This window comes from Brevundimonas bullata (genome assembly GCF_014207965.1).
GTDB classification, from domain to species: domain Bacteria; phylum Pseudomonadota; class Alphaproteobacteria; order Caulobacterales; family Caulobacteraceae; genus Brevundimonas; species Brevundimonas bullata_A.
Genome location: NZ_JACHLM010000012.1, coordinates 1 through 16812, shown reverse-complemented (window position 1 = coordinate 16812; position 16812 = coordinate 1). Strand labels below are relative to the sequence as shown.

Below are 16812 nucleotides of genomic sequence, written 5' to 3'. Positions count from 1 at the left end.
GCCATCCAGACTGCGAAGAGAAGCGTGACCCGCGTGATCGATCAGGCCGACAAGGATCACAAACCAGCTTGACCCCTATGCCCGATTAGAGAAGCAGATGTTCGGTATCGACCTCGCTGCGCCCGAATTCCCCGGCCTTCTGTGCTGCATCCTGCAGCAGCTTGTTACCCTGTTCGCTCAGCCGGTCGGCGATGGTGCGTCCGCCGCCGCGCCGCGATCCACGCCGCGGCGCGCCCTCGCCGAAAGTGGCGTCGACGACAGCGTCATCGCCATCACCCATAGAGCCGAGCGTGCCGCCTCGCAGCGGACTGTCACCAAAGAGGCTGCCGAAACCGCTCTCGCCGAAGAATTCGTCAAGAAGGGAACGCCGTCCGAACAGGGACTCCAGTGGCGAGGCGCTGCGCCCCGACCGGCGCGCCATTTCGCTGTAATGCTGGTCGCAAAGCTCCATGTTCTGAACCCTGCCGTTCACCGAGGCGCGCACACGCGCCGTCGCCGGGCGACCGCAAATATCGCAAGCTCCGTTTGCCATTCGTCTTCTCCGTTTTCATTATCCAGTCAGGGTTGTTCGCCGATCATCTGCGCCAGTGACAGTGTCACGCAGCGACCTGTCTCTCGTTGCAGGAGATCCTGCGCCGATTGCTCGAGAAGATCCAGATTGGTTTCAAGAAAGGTGAGGGTGCGCTTAAACACGCCATCCACGATGTCGCGCACCTTCGCGTCCATCCGCTCAGCAGTGGCGTCGCTGTAGCGGCGGTTAGCCAGGAACACTGGTCGCCGGTGCCGAGAAAGCCGGGCCGATCGGTGTCGTAGCTGACATGCCCGAGGTCTTCGTCCATCCCGTACCGCGCGACCATGGCGCGGGCGATGTCGGTCGCCTTGACCAGATCGTCCGCCGCCCCGGTCGAGACATGATCGTAGATGATCTTCTCTGCTGCGCGCCCGCCAAGCAGGACTGCGATCTTGGTTTCGAGTTCCTCCCGCGTCATCAGGAAGCGGTCCTCGGTCGGCGCTGGATGGTGTAGCCGAGCGCGCCAATCCCGCGCGGTATGATCGAGACTTGTGCACCGGGTCCACCCCCGGCAGAGCCATCGCCACCAGCGCGTGCCCCATCTCGTGGTGCGCCACGATCTCGCGTTCGCGCGGATTGAGCACGCGGTTCTTCTTTTCCAACCCGGCGATGATGCGTTCCACCGCATTGTTGAAGTCGTCCATCGTCACCGCATCAGCCTTGCGGCGCGTGGCGAGCAATGCTGCCTCGTTGACGAGATTGGCAAGATCCGCGCCGGAAGAGCCGGGAGTAAGAGCTGCGACCTTCTCGGCATCGACGTCTGGGGCGAGCGTCACTTTCTTCATGTGCACGTTCAAGATCTGCACACGCCCCGTCTTGTCGGGCCGGTCCACCAGGACCTGACGGTCGAAGCGTCCCGCACGCAGCAGCGCGGGGTCGAGAATCTCGGGTCGGTTGGTGGCGGCCAGGAGCACGATGCCCACTGAAGGGTCGAAGCCGTCGAGCTCGGTCAGAAGCTGGTTCAGCGTCTGCTCACGCTCATCATGGCCACCGGCGATCTGGCCGGAGGAGCGCGCCCTCCCAAGAGCGTCGAGTTCGTCGATGAAGATGATTGCCGGGGCCGATTTCCGGGCCTGCTCGAACAGGTCGCGCACCCGTGCGGCACCGACGCCCACGAACATCTCGACGAACTCTGATCCCGAGATCGAAAAGAAGGTCACGCCGGCCTCGCCTGCCACCGCGCGCGCCAGAAGCGTCTTGCCGGTGCCCGGCGGCCCGACGAGCAATATGCCTTTGGGGATATGAAGCCGCCAAAACCCTGCTTGTCGGCGAACTTGCGGAACAGCAGCATCCAGATTCCGAAGAAGACAAGCGCTGGCGCCACCCAGGAAATCAGTGTGCCGAAAAAAGTATTCTGAGGAACGCCCGTGATCTCGACGCCGGAGCGGTCGATCCGCTGCAGGATCCCGGGATCCACGACCGTCGTCACGAACTGGCTCTTGCCGTCGACGAGTTCGGTGAAGGCGCCGGTGATGGTGTCTGACCCGACCGCGACCGACGCGACCCTGCCGTCCTCGAGATAGGTTTCGAATTGGCTGTAGCTGATGGGAGCCACGGATTGCCAGCCGGCGATCAGATCCTGGATGAAGATCACGGCTATGAAAGCATCACCCAGTACCAGATGCTGTATTCGGTCTTCTTTTCCAAACGGTTTTTCCTTTTCCCTAGCGCCCGAGCCGCGCCCTGATCCGCTCGAGCAGCGCCAGCAGAATGCGCCTCTCGTCCGCCGACAGATCCTGCAGGATCTCATCTTCGAGCGCCGATTGCCGCGGCTCGAGCTCCTCCAGCATCGCCCTGGCCTTTGGCGTTGCCGTGACGATCTGCGCCCGTCGGTCGTCGGGTGACGCCCACCGCTCTACCCAACCGCCCCGTACCATGCGATCGACGAGCTGGCCCGCAGTGGCCCGGCCCACCTCCAGCCGCCCGGCCAGATCGCCGATGGTCAGCCCGGGCGAATCCTCGACATGTGCCGCCCCCATCCAGGACAGGCGGGTCAGGCCGCTGTCGCCAATCTCGTTGTCAATCCGCTGCTGGATGAGCTGCGCGACCCGGTGGATCGTCGTCCCGATCAGGGCGAGATCAGAAGTGATCAAGGGTATCTTTCCTCCGTCTGCATGAGAAACAGGATAGACTGCCGTCCACCCAAAGTGCAATGCAAGCACCATATATGCTTGCATAATAAATGGGCCCGCCTATCTTAATGGGCGGTCTCCGAACCGACATCCAGCCGGCACCGTTGCCCGGTCGGACCATGCCGCCGGTTCGGGGGCATCGATCAGCAACAGGAGGCCAGCAATGCTCTATCCGACATATCTGTGCCGCAGCGATCCCTTCGCGCTGATGCCCCCAATGATGCGCGATCTCGACCGCGGCTTCTGGCCCCCGTCCCGCGCGGCGTTCCCGGCGGTGAATGTGTGGCAAGGCTCCGAGGCCGTCGCCGTCACTGGTGAACTTCCCGGCATCGAACCGGGCGACATTGAAATTTCGGCCAAGGACAACGTCCTGACGCTGTCGGGCGAACGCAAGCTGCCCGAGGTTCCCGAAGGTGCGCGCTGGCACCGCAACGAACGCGGTTATGGCAAGTTTTCCCGCGCTATCCGCCTGCCATTCACGGCTTCGGATGACAAGGTGGAGGCGAAGATGACGAAAGGCGTATTGCGGATCGCCATCTCCCGTCCCGAGGCAGAAAAGCCAAAGAAAATCGAGATCAAGGCAGCCTGATAGGAGCTGGAACGATGAGCACCGACATCACGCAAGCCACCGAAAAGACGCCGACCGACGCGCCCGAGACCGCCGGCGGCGGCGGCGGCGGCGGCGGCATCTACCGCCCGCTGACCGATATTGTCGAGACCGATCAGGGTGTCTCCATGATGCTCGAAATGCCTGGGGTCGCCGCCGATGCGGTCGAAATCACACTCGAAAACCGCGTGCTGACGATTCGCGGCAAGGTTGAGCCGATGCGGCCAGAAAACCTGGAACTTGCCTATGCCGAATATGGCGAGGGTGATTTCGAGAGGGCTTCACGCTTTCCGAGGATTTCGACCCCGACAGGATCGAGGCCGAGATGCGCGGAGGCGTCCTCACTTTGACGCTCCCCCGAGCCCCTGAAGCGCAGCCAAAAAGGACCGCCGTCAAAGGCGCCTGAAAATCGAAGGAGACACCATCATGCAGATCAAGGACCTGATCCCCTGGGCGCGCAAGGACGGCGCGCCAGACGCCAAGAGCAGCGAAGACAACCCGATCGCGACGCTCCAGCGCGAAATGAACCATGTGTTCGAGAACTTCTGGAACCGGGTCGGTCAGTTCGAATGGCCCTGGGGCAGCGGCGAAGCCAAATCTGACATGGTTGAGACCGACAAGGCGATCGAAGTGTCGATCGAGCTGCCCGGCATGGAGATGAAGGACCTCGAGGTGACGGTCAACGATGACATGTTGACTGTGAAGGGGGAGAAGAAGATCGAGCGCCAAGAGGAGAAGAAGGGATACTATCTCTCCGAGCGCAGCTACGGCGCGATCTACCGGACAATTCCGCTCCCCCCCGGTGTGGATGGCGAAAAGGCGCAAGCATCGTTCAAGAACGGGGTTCTGACGATCAAGCTGCCCCAGACTCCCGAGGCGCAGGCCAAGGTCAAGCGCATCGAGGTCAAGAACGGCTGATTTGCCACATGGGGGTCGCCGGTTTGCGGCGTCCCCTCCGCTCCGTGCGATATCGCACCGTCTGGCAAAGCCCCGGGGAGCCTGTCTCTCCGGGGCGGCTTTCGAGAGGCAATCATGAAAGACTCGCAACGATCCGGGCTGACCCGTGAACAATGGTCGGCGATGACGCTCTACGAGAAGTTCGAGCAAGTTGTCATCTTCGTCCTCAGCGTCATCATTGCGGCGATCATCGTGGCGTCGGTCTGGGCGCTGATGCTCGAAGTCGTGAACCGCTTGCTTCTGGGGGCATTCGACACGCTCGACTACGCCACTTTCCAAGTGGTGTTCGGCATGATCTTCACCGTGGTGATCGCGCTCGAGTTCAAGCGCTCCCTTCTTGTTGCGACCGAGCGCAGCTTGGGGATCCTCCAAGTCCGCACGATCGTGCTGATCGCGCTCCTCGCCATCGCGCGCAAATTCATCATCCTGGACCTCAGCGAGACGGAATCATCCAAGATTGCAGCACTCGCGGGCGCGGCGCTTGCGCTCGGCGCTGTCCACTGGCTGGTGCGCGATCAGGACCGACGCGAACTCGGAGGCCACGAGACGCGCTGACCAATACCTCCGCCAGCCACCGCCTGCTCAATTTCGTGCAATCGGCGCTGCTGCTCGGGCTCATCAGGTCATTCACTACTGACCCGCCGATCCGAAGCGGCGCGAGGCGCTCGGATCGACAACTCGGCCGTCATCATGGCCCGACCCCGGCCATGATGAAGCGCGCTCTGGCAAATGGGCAACGCGTCGCGATGCGGTAACAAGCGCCGAAGTGCGGTCGTTACATGCCGATAGCGGCACGGACCAGGGCCGCCTGGCCCAGGCGCTTACCAGCGGAGTGTGTCTGGCCTCGTCGCGCGACCCAACGGGAAAATGGTTTTGGTCTAATGCTGGAAAAATATTTCAAAGGTACCGAACATCGGGCCAGCCTGGCCGTTGGATGTAGTGAGTCGGAAATGCATTCATCTGTTACCCGACTGTGATGAACCACGGGCCGCACGGGCGTATAGGGCAGGAAGACTGAATTGAAGAGCAGGGATCTTCACGCGACGACGCCGGCCACCGATCATGGGCATACGGGGCCGCCCGCTTGCGTGCAGGTTCGCGGCGCGCGCCAGAATAACCTCAAAAATGTTGACGTCGATGTACCTCGCGACGCCTTCGTGGTGTTCACTGGCATATCGGGCTCGGGCAAGTCATCGCTCGCGTTCGGCACCCTTTATGCCGAAGCCCAGCGGCGTTATCTGGAATCGGTTGCGCCCTATGCCCGTCGCCTGATCGACCAGGCCGGCGTGCCGGAGGTCGACGCGATCGACGGCTTGCCGCCTGCAGTCGCGTTGCAGCAGCAGCGCGGCTCGGCCAACGCGCGATCCTCGGTCGGCAGCGTGACGACGCTCTCCAGCCTGGTGCGGATGCTCTATTCGCGCGTCGGCGAATATCCGCGCCATCAACCCATGCTCTATGCGGAGGATTTCTCCCCCAACACGGTCGCGGGAGCCTGCGCGACCTGCCACGGCATCGGCCGCGTATATGACGCGACCGAAGAGACGATGGTTCCTGACGACAGCCTCACCATTCGCGATCGAGCGATCGCCGCCTGGCCGGCCGCCTGGCATGGCCAGAACCTGCGCGATATCCTCGTTTCGCTCGGCTATGACGTCGATACGCCGTGGCGCGACCTGCGGAAAAAGGATCGCGACTGGATCCTCTTCACTGAAGAGGCGCCAACGGTGCCGGTCTATGCGGGCCTGACGCCCGAACAGACCCGGACGGCGCTCAAACGCCGCATGGAGCCGAGCTACCAGGGCACCTTCACCGGCGCGCGCCGCTATGTGCTGGAAACCTTCGCCAACACTAAAAGCGCGCTGATGAAGAAGCGCGTCTCGCAATATATCATCGGCCGCGATTGCCCGACCTGCGACGGCAAGCGCCTGAAGCGCGAAGCCCTGTCGGTCAAATTCGCCGGCCTCGACATTGCCGAGTTCGGCGACCTGACGGTGCTCAAGCTGAAGGACTTGCTGATGCCCGTCGCGCATGGCGCGTATGGGGCGGTCTCCGCCCCCTCAAAGGGCCATGTTCTGGAAAAAGCGGCCCGCGATGCAGCGGTCGAACAACGGGTTGCGGCGGGCGGCTCTGCGCACAAGAGCGCGCCCGACGTACGCCGCACGCCCAATCTCTCCGAAGAGAAGCGGATCGCCGCCCAACGCCTTGCCTGCGAATTGATCGAGCGGCTAGAGCCGCTGATCGATCTTGGCCTTGGCTACATTTCGCTCGACCGCAGCACGCCGACGCTCTCCTCCGGAGAGATGCAGCGCTTGCGGCTTGCCACGCAATTGTCGTCACAGCTTTTCGGCGTGGTCTATGTGCTTGACGAGCCTTCGGCAGGGTTGCACCCGGCAGATGGCGAAGCCTTGCTCACCATTCTCGAGCGTCTCAAGGCGGCGGGCAACTCCCTGTTCGTCGTCGAACATGATCTCGACGTGATCCGCCGCGCGGAATGGCTCGTCGATGTCGGGCCAGGAGCCGGGGAAAAGGGCGGTGAAGTCCTCTACAGCGGGCCGATAGAGGGGCTTGCCGACGTCGAGACTTCGATCACCCGCCGCTACCTGTTCGCAGAGCCGCTCCGCAGTGAGCGCACACCGCGCGATCCCAAGGCATGGCTACGCCTGGAAGGGATCAGGCGGAACAATCTCCATGGTCTCGACGTCGAGTTTCCCATCGGCTGCTTCACCGCTGTCACCGGCGTTTCGGGATCGGGCAAATCCAGTCTTGTCAGTCAGGCGCTGCCCGAGCTCGTCACGGAACACCTCGGCGGCTCCCCCGTGGCCGAGGAGGAGGATATCGATCCGCTGCTCGGTGTTGCACAGAACGACACTGAAGGACGCATTGTCGCAGGCATGGAGCATGTTCGCAGGCTGGTGCGGGTCGATCAGAAACCGATCGGCCGCACGCCGCGCTCGAACCTATCCACCTACAGCGGCATGTTCGACCATGTGCGACGGATCTTCGCTGATACGCCGCTCGCCCGCCGGCGGCACTACAGCCCCGGAAGGTTCTCGTTCAACGTCGCGCAAGGCCGCTGCCCTGTGTGCGAGGGCGAGGGATACGTCATGGTGGAGCTGCTGTTCCTGCCGAGCGTTTTTGCCCCCTGCTCGACCTGTCATGGCTCTCGCTACAACCCGCAAACGCTCGAAGTCGAATGGAACGGGCGCAATATCGCCCAGGTGCTCGAACTGACGGTCGACGATGCGTGCGATTTCTTCGCTGGCGAGGCATCTGTGATGCGCTCCCTCGACGTGTTGCGGGAGATCGGTCTTGGCTATCTGAGACTCGGTCAGCCGGCGACCGAGCTGTCTGGCGGGGAGGCGCAGCGCATCAAGCTGGCGACTGAACTGCAACGCGCTCAACGCGGCAACACGATCTACATCCTCGACGAGCCAACTTCGGGGCTTCACCCCTCCGATGGCGACCGGCTCATGCAACACCTGCAGGGCCTCGTAGACGCCGGCAATACCGTCGTAGTCGTAGAACATGACATGCGCGCCATCACACAGGCGGACTGGATCATCGATCTGGGACCGGGGGCCGGGGAAGATGGTGGCCGTATCGTTGCCAGCGGCGTCCCTGGCGTCGTTGCGGAAGCGGAAGGCAGTCTCACCGCCCCCTATCTCAAGGCGGCGCTGTAGTCGTAAATCTGGCCGAATGCACGTTCGATCAGGTGCATCTCAACCACACGTTGGAATGGGTCGAATCTGGAAGCGGGAGCCGGCGATGTGTCACCGCGGTTGACGCGGCTTAGGGTTTGAGTGCCCGTCAGGTGCGCCGTGTTCGTGTGATACGCGGCGTGGCGGACGGCCATCGCTGGCCATCCGCCACGCTTGCTTTGTGCGGACCTTCTCCAAGGAGAGGGCCCTCACATGGTTCGTCGAAACGCCCCGTCTTAATTCCCTGCTGCGAGCGCCGCGCCCACACCTTCTGCGATCTCCTCAACGAGTTTGGCACAGAAGGCGGGCAAATCATTGGGATCGCGGCTGGTAACAAGGCCGTTGTCGACCACGACTTCCTCATTGGTCCATGCACCGCCGGCGTTCTCGATATCGACCTTCAGCGTCGGGTAGGACGTCAAGGTGCGACCCTTAAGCACGCCCGCCTCGATCAATGTCCAGGGTGCATGGCATATAGCCGCAACAGGTTTTTTCTGATCGAAGAAAGCCCGGATGAAACCAATTGCCTCGACGCTGCCGCGCAGCTTGTCGGCGCCGACAGTCCCTCCGGGCACAACAAGTCCGTCGAAATCGTCGGCTTTGACCTCGGAAAACGTCTTGTCGATAGTATAGCTGCCGCCCTCGTCAAGATCGCTATTGACTGTGCGAGCCTTGCCCGGCTCAAAACTGACCACGGTCACTTTGCCACCAGCGTCCTCGACAGCTTGCTTGGGCTTCGAGAATTCTGATTCTTCCGTCCCGCGGGGTGCGATCAGAATGGCAACTGATTTGCCTTCCAAAGTCATAATTTATTTCCTATTCCGTCGAAAACTAAGGTCAGGCGCCCGGCTTGAGCACGACCTTCGTCCAACCAGCATCGCGCTCGTCGAAATGCTTGTAGGCGTCTGGCGCCTGATCAAGCGGCAGTCGGTGCGAGATGATTTGGGCAGGATTGGCCCGGTCTTGCTCGATAAGCTTCATCAGTCGCCGGTTGTAGTGCTTTACATTGCACTGGCCGGTGCCGATCTTCTGGCCCTTGAACCAGAAGCTGCCGAAGTCGAACGCCATCTTGCCTTCCTTCTGGAGATCGTCGGGCGCGTTCGGGTCTTCCGGGATGAACACGCCGACGACGCCGATTCCACCGGTGGCCTTCGTGCTTTTGACGAGGCAGTTCATCGTGTAATTGCTGCGCTCCTTGCCGTGGCGATCGCAACACTGATACCCGACCGCCTCGACCCCCCGGTCGGTCCCGAGGCCGCCGGTCGCGTCAAGGATCTGCTGGGCGGGATCGCCCTTACGCATGTCGATCGGAATAGCGCCCATCGCCTCGGCCAGTTTCAGGCGGTCATCGTGAGAATCGACCACGAAAATCTGAGCGGCACCGCGGATTTCGGCTGAGTGCGCGGCCATTAAACCGACCGGACCGGCGCCGTAGATCGCGATGCTTTCGCCAGGCAGGAACCCTGACAGTTCGACGCCATGCCAACCCGTCGGGAAGATGTCGGAGAGCATGACATAGTCATCCTCCTTCTCCTCAGCGTCCTCAGGCAGTTTCAGGCAATTGAAGTCCGCATAAGGAACGCGCATGAACTCGGCCTGACCACCTTGCCACGGACCCATCTCGGCAAAGCCATACGCTGCGCCGGCGGTTCCAGGGTTGGTCGTGAGACAAAAACCCGTCAAACCGCGTTCGCAATTTTCGCAGAAACCGCAACCGACGTTGAACGGCATGCACACGCGATCGCCCTTCTTGATACGATCTACGGCAGCGCCGACTTCGACGACCTCGCCAAGGTTTTCGTGACCGAAGACCTTGCCCTTCTCAAAGCTGGTGCGGCCCTCATACATGTGAAGGTCCGACCCGCAGATATTGGTCGTGGTCAGCCGGATGATAACATCGGTATGCTTTTCGATCTTGGGATCATCGATGGTGTTGACAGAAACATCTTTGGGCCCGTTGTACACGACAGCTTTCACGGATCTTTCCTTTCACAGCTCTTCTCAACGCGTCATCAAATCGAGAGCTTGGTGATGATCCGGTCCATCGCAACGGCGGACGACATCGCCCCCTTCCAAGTGATCTCAGTTTCCTGAACCTTCTGTTACCTGAGAGGTTCCTTCCCGTAGGGCCGTCCTGGGATCGATTCACGGCGGTTTTCTGAATGACTGGGCTAGAACGGCCGAATAACGCGCCGAATTGATGTGCTTAAGAATCTCCCGCGAACCAATGGTGCCCTTACGTCGGGACACATCAACGGCACCTTCTCAGTAAATTCAGAAGTGTGATAAGCGCAAAAGACAAGGCCATCCACTTTCGCGGATGACCTGTCGTATTCATTTATTCATTTCCCGATCCGACCGGGCCATCCATTCCGGATGGAGACACGAGCCTTACCCTGCAGTCAGACGGCAGCTTAGGGTGCCGACCGCTCCGCTATTTCGCGGCCAGCAGGGTGAACTTGTGAATCTGCGGCGGTTCAGAAAACAGTTCTTCTGCCTTGTCCATCAGTGCGGCGGCAACCTTGCCGTCAAGATGGGCCTGCCGATCCTCCTCTGTGTCGAACGTATCGAAGATCGCGTACGCACCGGGACCTTCCTCGATCGCATACCAGGTCAGAGTGCCCGCCTCAGCTTGAACGAGCGGCAATGCCGAGGTCAGGAAATTGGCGACATCGCGCTCTTTTCCGGGCTTGGCCTTCAGTGGTACATACAGGGCAAGTTTGGACATAAATGACTCCTCAAGTGAAACGGACAGATATTATTCGGCAAAGTAACGGACGAGCGGGCCGGTACGTTCCCCATGAGGCGGAGCACACGCGGCCCCGCCTCCTCGTCGAAATCAGAACTGCTGTGCGGTCGGCCGGATGACGATCGCGTTGACGTCGACGTCATCAGGTTGTTCGACAGCGAACGCGATAGCACGCGCCACCGATGCCGCCGGGATGGCCTGCTTGTAGAAGTCCAGCACCGTCTCGGCGGCCGCGCCAGAGGTCGTGAACTTCAGATCGCTTTCGACAGCTCCAGGCTCGATTGACGTGACCCGGACCTTTTCCCCCACCTCGTGGCGCAAGCCCTCGCTGATCGCGCTGACGGCGAACTTGGTGCCGGAGTAGACCGTGCCGCCCGGTGCGAAGACCTTGATGCCCGCAACCGAGCTCAAGTTGATGATGTGACCGCTGCCCTGCTCGAGAAAACCGGGAAGGGCCGCCGCGATGCCGTAGAGCGTACCCTTCAGATTGACGTCGATCATCTGGTCCCACTCGTCGGTGTTGACCTCGGCCATCGGACGGATCGGCATCAGCCCGGCGTTGTTGATCAGCACGTCGAGGCGGCCGAAGTCGGCAATGATTGCGGCGACGACGGACTGGACCGCTGATTTGTCGGTCACATCCAGCGCGTAGCTACGTGCCGTGCCGCCAGTTGCGGCGATGTCCGCGACGACCTCGTCGAGCCTGTCCTTGCGCCGCGCGGCGATGGCCACCTTGGCGCCGCGTTCCGCGAGAAGACGCGCGGTTTCCGCGCCGATGCCGGTGCTGCCGCCGGTAATGAGAACGATCTTGCCTTCGATACCCTTTGTCATGATTATATTCCTTCAAGTCAGTTGTTGATTTTTCGCCGGATCGCGGCCCCGCGGGAGCCCGCCCGGCCTGATGGGGTCACCGCGAGCGCAACAGGACGGGAGCGGCGCCCACCTTGATGCGGAGCAGCTCGTAGGGCTTGCGGCGCAGGTCTCGGCCGCCGTGGAAGCCGGGCTGGCGGTGGAGCTGGTTGGCGGTGAAGTAGAGATATCCGTCGGTGCCGATCGACAGCGTGTCGGGCCAGCTGATGCGCGGGTTGCTGACCACCGTCGTCCAGCGGCCCTGGTCGAGCACGCGGATTGCGTTGTTCTCGTAATCGCCGGCGAACACGCGGCCCTTGTCGTCTTCGGCTATCCCGTCCGAGGCGCCTTTGCGCCCCAGGCTGCGGATTGCGCGGCCCAGCTCCTCCTCGGACACCGCGGGATCGCGCAACAACGCCGTGGGCACCGCGTGAAGCGTGCGGCCCGACAGCGGACCATAATACAGCAGGCTGCCGTCGGCGCTGAGCGCAATCGCGTCGCTCGCGATTGCTACCGGCGTCGCGGGTCCATCGGCGGGACGGTTCATGAGCACCGCGCCGTCGACGACCGGGGTGAAGCCGGGCTCGGGGTTGGTCGTCGCATGGTTCGACAGGCGCCGGATTGCACGCCCGCTGGCGATATCGACGACGATGATGCCGCCGACACCGGCGTTGCTGCTGTCGGTGATGTAGGCGACGCCCTCGGCGCCCTGACGCAGATCGAAGCGCACGTCGTTGAGGTAGGTCGTGGGCAGCACCACGCTGGGCGGCAGGACGATCGTCTTCACCACCCGGTCGGTCGCAAGGTCGATTGCCACCAGCTTTGCACCGCCGGCCTGCGGTTGAGAGAATTTGGGCGCCGCCGTGTCGAGCACCCACAGGCGATTGGCGCCGTCTGCCACCACGCTCTGCACCGAGATGAAATGCCCCGCCGGGTCGGCCGGATCGGGCCGGTTGGTCGCGGCGTCGGGATAAGGCACCGCCTTGCCGTCGACCAGCTCGGCAACCGTGAACGGCGCGTTGTCGCCCCATTGCGGGAAGTTGACGAAAATGCGCCCGTTGGGGGCGACGGTCACGCCAGTCGGCATCGCGCCATCGAAGGTCGCGACCTGTTCGATCTGGGGCGCGGATGCACCCTCGCGGGTCATCGCGCAGGCGGCGAGCGAGAGGGCAGCGCCAGCGGCCAGAAGCATTTTGACCGAGGTTTTCATGGTGTCATTTCTTTGAGGATGCGGCCCGCTTCGTGGGGCTCGGACCGGAGGTATTGCGGCGGCGCCTTGACCGATGCGCCGAGCGCGGCGGCGGCGTGCCAAGGCCAGCGCGGATCCCACAGCGCAGCGCGGGCAATGGCTATGGCGTCGGCATGCCCGTCTTCGAGGATGCGCTCTGCCTGGTGTGGATCGGTGATCATTCCGACCGCCACGACAGGCATGGCAACCGCGTCCTTGACCGTCCGCGCCAGCGGCACCTGATAGCCGGGGCCGACAGGGATCTGCTGGCGCGGGTCGAGGCCGCCGCTGGACACGTGGATCGCCGAACAACCGCGCCGCTCCAGTTCCTGCGCAAACCGTGCGGTTTCTTCCGCTGTCCAGCCGCCTTCAACCCAGTCGGCCCCGGAAACGCGGACGGTCACCGGGCGGTCGGCCGGAAACGCTTCGCGCACGGCAGCGAACACTTCGAGCGGGAACCGCATCCGGTTGTCGAGACTGCCGCCGTATTCATCGCCGCGCCGGTTGGAGATCGGCGAAAGAAACTCGTGGAGCAGATAGCCATGCGCGACGTGGATCTGGATGGCTTCGATGCCGAGCCTGCCGGCTCGCCGGGCGGCATCCGCGAACGCCTCCCGGATGCGGGCAAGAGCCGGCTTGTCCAGTTCGACAGGGGGATGGTCGTCCGGAGCGAAGGGAATGGCGCTGGGTGCCACGGTCTGCCAGCCATTCTCCGTATCGGGGGCGATTTGCGTTCCGCCGTGCCACGGCTTGGCGCAGCTCGCCTTGCGGCCGGCATGCGCCAGCTGGATGATCAGCGGCATGTCCGACCACCGGCGCACGCTTTCGAGCACGCTTTGCATCGCCGCTTCAGTACGGTCGTCGTAGAGGCCGACGTCACCGTAGGTGATGCGCCCTTCCGGGCTCACAGCAGTCGCCTCGATCGTTAGCGCGCCGGCGCCCGATAGCGCCAACTGGCCGAGATGCATCTGGTGCCAGTCGGTCATCGCGCCGTCGACTGCCGAATACTGGCACATCGGCGCGATAACGATGCGGTTGGCAAGCCGCAGCCCGCCAACCTCAATCGGTTCGAACAATTTCGCCATCACCATTCGCCCGTGTTGGACATGGAGGCCCAGGGTTCGGCCGGAGCCTTGTGTTCGCCCTTCTGCAGCAGTTCGGTCGAGATCCCGTCCGGCGAGCGGACGAACGCCATGTGTCCGTCGCGCGGGGGGCGATTGATCGTCACACCGCCCGCCTGCAGCCGCGCGCACGTCTCGTAGATGTCGTCGACCCCGTAGGCGAGGTGGCCGAAGTTGCGCCCCCCGGTATAAGTCTCGGCAGCGCTGCCGTCCTCGGGCGGCCAGTTGTACGTCAGCTCGACCTCGGCATCGCCCTGCTCGCCGTCGCCGCGAAAATCCTCGTCGGCGGCAAGGTAGATCAGCGTGTAACGTGCGGCCTGGTTCTCCATGCGCCGGGTCTCCTTGAGACCCAGCAGCGTGAAGAAACGGATCGCCGCCTCGGGATCGGCGACGCGCAGCATGGTATGGAGATAGCGCATGATCAGGCGACCTTGTCCTTGAGGGCTTCCACCACGAGCTCCGCGGTGCGGGTAGCGCTGGCGGGGTTCTGGCCGGTCACCAGATTGCCGTCGCGCAGGGCGAAGGGGGCAAAATCGGTGCCGCCCTCGTGCTTGCCCCCAAGTTCCTTGAGACGCGTTTCGAGCAGGAACGGCACCGCCTGATCGAGGCCGACCGCGCGTTCCTCGCTGTCGGTGAAGCCCGCGACACGGCGGCCTGCGACGAAGGGCGTGCCATCGGCCTTCGTCGCCGAGACCAGCCCAGCCGGTCCATGGCAGACGGCGGCGACGATCTTGCCTTCGCGATCGAAGCGTTCGACCAGGCGCGCCAACTCTTCGCTACCGGGGTAATCAAACATGGTGCCGTGGCCGCCCGGCAGGAACAGCGCGTCGTAGCCGGCGGGATCGATGCTGGTGAACACCGGCGTACCGGCAACCTCGGCCTTCAGGGCGTTGTCCTTCAGATAGCGCTCGACCGAAGCGTCGTTCTCGCCATCGGCGTTGACGCTGCGCTGGTCGACGGGGATGGCGCCGCCCTTGATCGAGGCCAGCGTCACCTCGGCGCCCGCATCGCGGAACGCGTAGTACGGGGTGGTAAGTTCCTCGAGCCAGACACCCGTCGGTTCGGTGCCGGGAGTCATGCGGTCGGCGGAGGTGGCCACCATGAGAATGCGGGTCATCGTCAATTGTCCTTTTCCATTGATGTCGGGGACACGAGCAAACGCAACCGGCGCAGCCTCACCCGCCACAAAGCTTTCAGCAGCTGGCGGCGATTTTGCATTCGATCGTTCCTTTCGGCGGCTTAGATACGCAGGGAACGGCATCATGAAATCCAGCGGGAATGGCGGACGGCCATAAATCCGCTTATGGAACCGGAATGTCCCTCCTGCAGTTGCGCACCTTCGTCGAAGTCTACCGCCGTCTTTCACTGAGCGAGGCGGCCCGGGCAATCGGCATCACCCAACCGGCGGCGTCGCAGCACATTGCCTCACTCGAAGCGCAATTGGGCCGTCCCTTGTTTGATCGCCATTCGCGGGGTGTTCGACCAACAGCGATTGCCGACGATCTGGCGGCTTCGATCGGAAGCAGCCTCGACACGGCGGAATCGGCACTGGCCAGCGCGCGGGCCCGATCGTCGCGCATCTCGGGCACGGTCCACATCGCCGCGCCGTCGGACCTGCTGGGCGAAATGATCACGCCCCGGCTGGCTCCGCTGCTGGAGGCAGGGCTGGACCTGCGCTTGCATATCGGCGGGCGCGAGGCGCTCTATGCCTTGCTCCTGGAGGACAAGGTGCACCTGGCCGTCACCGCCTCGCAACCCGAAGATTCGCGCCTGGCCTTTCATGCGCTGGGCGAGGAACACCTGCGCGCCGTAGCTTCTCCCGCTGTGGCGAGCCGTATTGCCGAATTGCCGCTGGCCGACGGGCTCGACCGGACGGCTCACCTCGCCTACGATCTCGACCGGCCGCTGCTGCGCACCTGGCTCGAGGCAAACCAGATCGAACTGACGAGCCAGCCCGCCTTGACCGCGCCCGATTTGAGGGTGCTACGGTCGGGATTGTGCGCGGGCATCGGCTGGACGGTGCTGCCCGGCTATCTCACCCGCAGCGAACGCGCTGCCTGCACGCTGATCGAGATACCCGCCCCGGTCACGGTGCCGCGCAACGCTTACTACCTCGTCTGGGCACGCTCATCGCCGCGACACCCGCGGGTGGCCACGGCTCGGGACGCCCTGATTGCTGCACTCCGAATATAATTGTGGCGACGCCTATTGGGCCGTGAGCGCAATGTTTGGTCTGAACCAATTGAGCGCTGGCTGAACGAATGGCGGCTTTCGGGATCGTCGGCTACAAGGCCGAACGACCGAATTTACGGCGCAAAGCAGTCAATTCGGTTGCGCAGGCTATGGCCTCCCTGCTCGAGCATTTATGCCTTTGGTCGACTCGTCACGCGGGTCTCGAATTCCAGGAACCTTGCGGAGAATCCGGGCTTGGATCGTCTTCGCAAAGCCCTTGTGTTTTGATGGAAAATTGCTGCTCGCCCCGAGCTTGCAGCTGGGGGTATCGCCAGTTTCAAATGCTGCCGAAAAATGCGCCCACTGCTACCCACAGGAGGCTCCCCGCTTCAGGCGAACCCATGCGGACGCATACGGCATCAAGCGGACTCGCGCGATGGCACCTCTGTTATTGTCGTCAGTGATTTGCATCCAAAGTCCGGACGCATACAGATGCAAGCGCACAAAAGTGGGACTCGAACCTGGTAGCGGAGGAGGGATCCAAGTCTCGAGGGTAACCGGTTGACAACACTGTGGTATTCATCCGATGGGCAGTGTAATACCCCCAATCGATACCCCCACGGCTCCTTTCCACTGACGTGACCCCCGTTTCTCATCCAGCCACAACAAGAGTCCGAGGTTGATCTGGGTAGAGATTGGTTGGGTTGGCAATAGGGCGGCCTGCGCAG

Annotated in this window: 15 protein-coding genes and 2 pseudogenes; 6 read left to right on the top strand and 11 right to left on the bottom strand. The window is 62.8% G+C overall.

Translation table 11 applies throughout. The features are described from left to right. Nucleotides 1–85 precede the first annotated feature (85 nt). From HNP51_RS18260 to HNP51_RS18250, 3 genes and pseudogenes are all read right to left on the bottom strand, one after another. Nucleotides 86–532: a hypothetical protein gene (locus HNP51_RS18260; RefSeq protein WP_221416007.1), complete on the bottom strand. Its 447-nt coding sequence runs from the start codon at nt 530–532 to the stop codon at nt 86–88. A 26-nt stretch (nt 533–558) separates the two neighbouring features. Beyond that, nucleotides 559–2218 (bottom strand): annotated as a pseudogene (gene ftsH / locus HNP51_RS19040) (ATP-dependent zinc metalloprotease FtsH). A gap of 17 nt (nt 2219–2235) precedes the next feature. Further along, nucleotides 2236–2664 carry a MarR family winged helix-turn-helix transcriptional regulator gene (locus HNP51_RS18250; RefSeq protein ID WP_184274099.1) on the bottom strand — a complete coding sequence of 143 codons (429 nt, stop codon included), beginning with the start codon at nt 2662–2664 and terminating at the stop codon, nt 2236–2238. Between the two features lie 202 nt (nt 2665–2866). On the opposite strand from HNP51_RS18250, the gene HNP51_RS18245 reads away from it, so the two are divergent. The 5 genes and pseudogenes from HNP51_RS18245 to HNP51_RS18930 all read left to right on the top strand — a co-directional run bounded on the left by HNP51_RS18245 (nt 2867) and on the right by HNP51_RS18930 (nt 7947). Next, nucleotides 2867–3292: an Hsp20/alpha crystallin family protein gene (locus HNP51_RS18245; RefSeq protein WP_184274102.1), complete on the top strand. Its 426-nt coding sequence runs from the start codon at nt 2867–2869 to the stop codon at nt 3290–3292. A gap of 14 nt (nt 3293–3306) precedes the next feature. Continuing rightward, nucleotides 3307–3716, top strand: a pseudogene (locus HNP51_RS18240) (Hsp20/alpha crystallin family protein). A 20-nt stretch (nt 3717–3736) separates the two neighbouring features. Continuing rightward, nucleotides 3737–4228 (top strand): Hsp20/alpha crystallin family protein, encoded by a 492-nt coding sequence (locus tag HNP51_RS18235; protein WP_114817474.1) that lies wholly within the window; start codon nt 3737–3739, stop codon nt 4226–4228. Nucleotides 4229–4342: 114 nt separating this feature from the next. Continuing rightward, complete coding sequence (locus tag HNP51_RS18230; RefSeq protein WP_114817473.1) at nt 4343–4822, top strand: phosphate-starvation-inducible PsiE family protein; 480 nt, start codon at nt 4343–4345, stop codon at nt 4820–4822. A gap of 533 nt (nt 4823–5355) precedes the next feature. Beyond that, nucleotides 5356–7947, top strand: a complete 2592-nt coding sequence (locus HNP51_RS18930) for an excinuclease ABC subunit UvrA (protein WP_184274129.1) — start codon at nt 5356–5358, stop codon at nt 7945–7947. A 254-nt stretch (nt 7948–8201) separates the two neighbouring features. Here the strand turns inward: HNP51_RS18930 and HNP51_RS18220 are convergent, their stop codons facing one another. From HNP51_RS18220 to HNP51_RS18185, 8 genes are all read right to left on the bottom strand, one after another. Then, nucleotides 8202–8771 carry a type 1 glutamine amidotransferase domain-containing protein gene (locus HNP51_RS18220; RefSeq protein ID WP_184274105.1) on the bottom strand — a complete coding sequence of 190 codons (570 nt, stop codon included), beginning with the start codon at nt 8769–8771 and terminating at the stop codon, nt 8202–8204. Between the two features lie 31 nt (nt 8772–8802). Continuing rightward, on the bottom strand, nt 8803–9942 hold the full coding sequence (locus tag HNP51_RS18925; RefSeq protein ID WP_184274108.1) for a glutathione-independent formaldehyde dehydrogenase: 1140 nt from the start codon (nt 9940–9942) through the stop codon (nt 8803–8805). 457 nt (nt 9943–10399) lie between these two features. Then, nucleotides 10400–10693, bottom strand: coding sequence for a putative quinol monooxygenase (locus tag HNP51_RS18210; protein ID WP_184274111.1), 294 nt, complete (start codon nt 10691–10693; stop codon nt 10400–10402). Between the two features lie 111 nt (nt 10694–10804). Next, nucleotides 10805–11545 carry an SDR family oxidoreductase gene (locus tag HNP51_RS18205; protein WP_184274115.1) on the bottom strand — a complete coding sequence of 247 codons (741 nt, stop codon included), beginning with the start codon at nt 11543–11545 and terminating at the stop codon, nt 10805–10807. Between the two features lie 76 nt (nt 11546–11621). Then, complete coding sequence (locus tag HNP51_RS18200) at nt 11622–12773, bottom strand: L-dopachrome tautomerase-related protein (protein ID WP_184274117.1); 1152 nt, start codon at nt 12771–12773, stop codon at nt 11622–11624. Continuing rightward, nucleotides 12770–13876, bottom strand: coding sequence for an NADH:flavin oxidoreductase/NADH oxidase (locus tag HNP51_RS18195; RefSeq protein ID WP_211306069.1), 1107 nt, complete (start codon nt 13874–13876; stop codon nt 12770–12772). Before HNP51_RS18195 ends, HNP51_RS18200 begins: the two co-directional genes overlap by 4 nt. After that, entirely contained in the window at nt 13876–14331 is a 456-nt protein-coding gene (locus HNP51_RS18190) for a VOC family protein (RefSeq protein ID WP_184274120.1), read from the bottom strand. Before HNP51_RS18190 ends, HNP51_RS18195 begins: the two co-directional genes overlap by 1 nt. Before the next feature lie 2 nt (nt 14332–14333). After that, nucleotides 14334–15029 carry a type 1 glutamine amidotransferase domain-containing protein gene (locus HNP51_RS18185; protein WP_184274123.1) on the bottom strand — a complete coding sequence of 232 codons (696 nt, stop codon included), beginning with the start codon at nt 15027–15029 and terminating at the stop codon, nt 14334–14336. A gap of 197 nt (nt 15030–15226) precedes the next feature. Here HNP51_RS18185 and HNP51_RS18180 point away from each other — a divergent pair, with 197 nt between their 5' ends. Then, the gene (locus tag HNP51_RS18180; protein WP_184274126.1) at nt 15227–16105 is read left to right on the top strand and encodes a LysR family transcriptional regulator; all 879 of its coding nucleotides are present in this window, start codon (nt 15227–15229) and stop codon (nt 16103–16105) included. Nucleotides 16106–16812 lie beyond the last annotated feature (707 nt).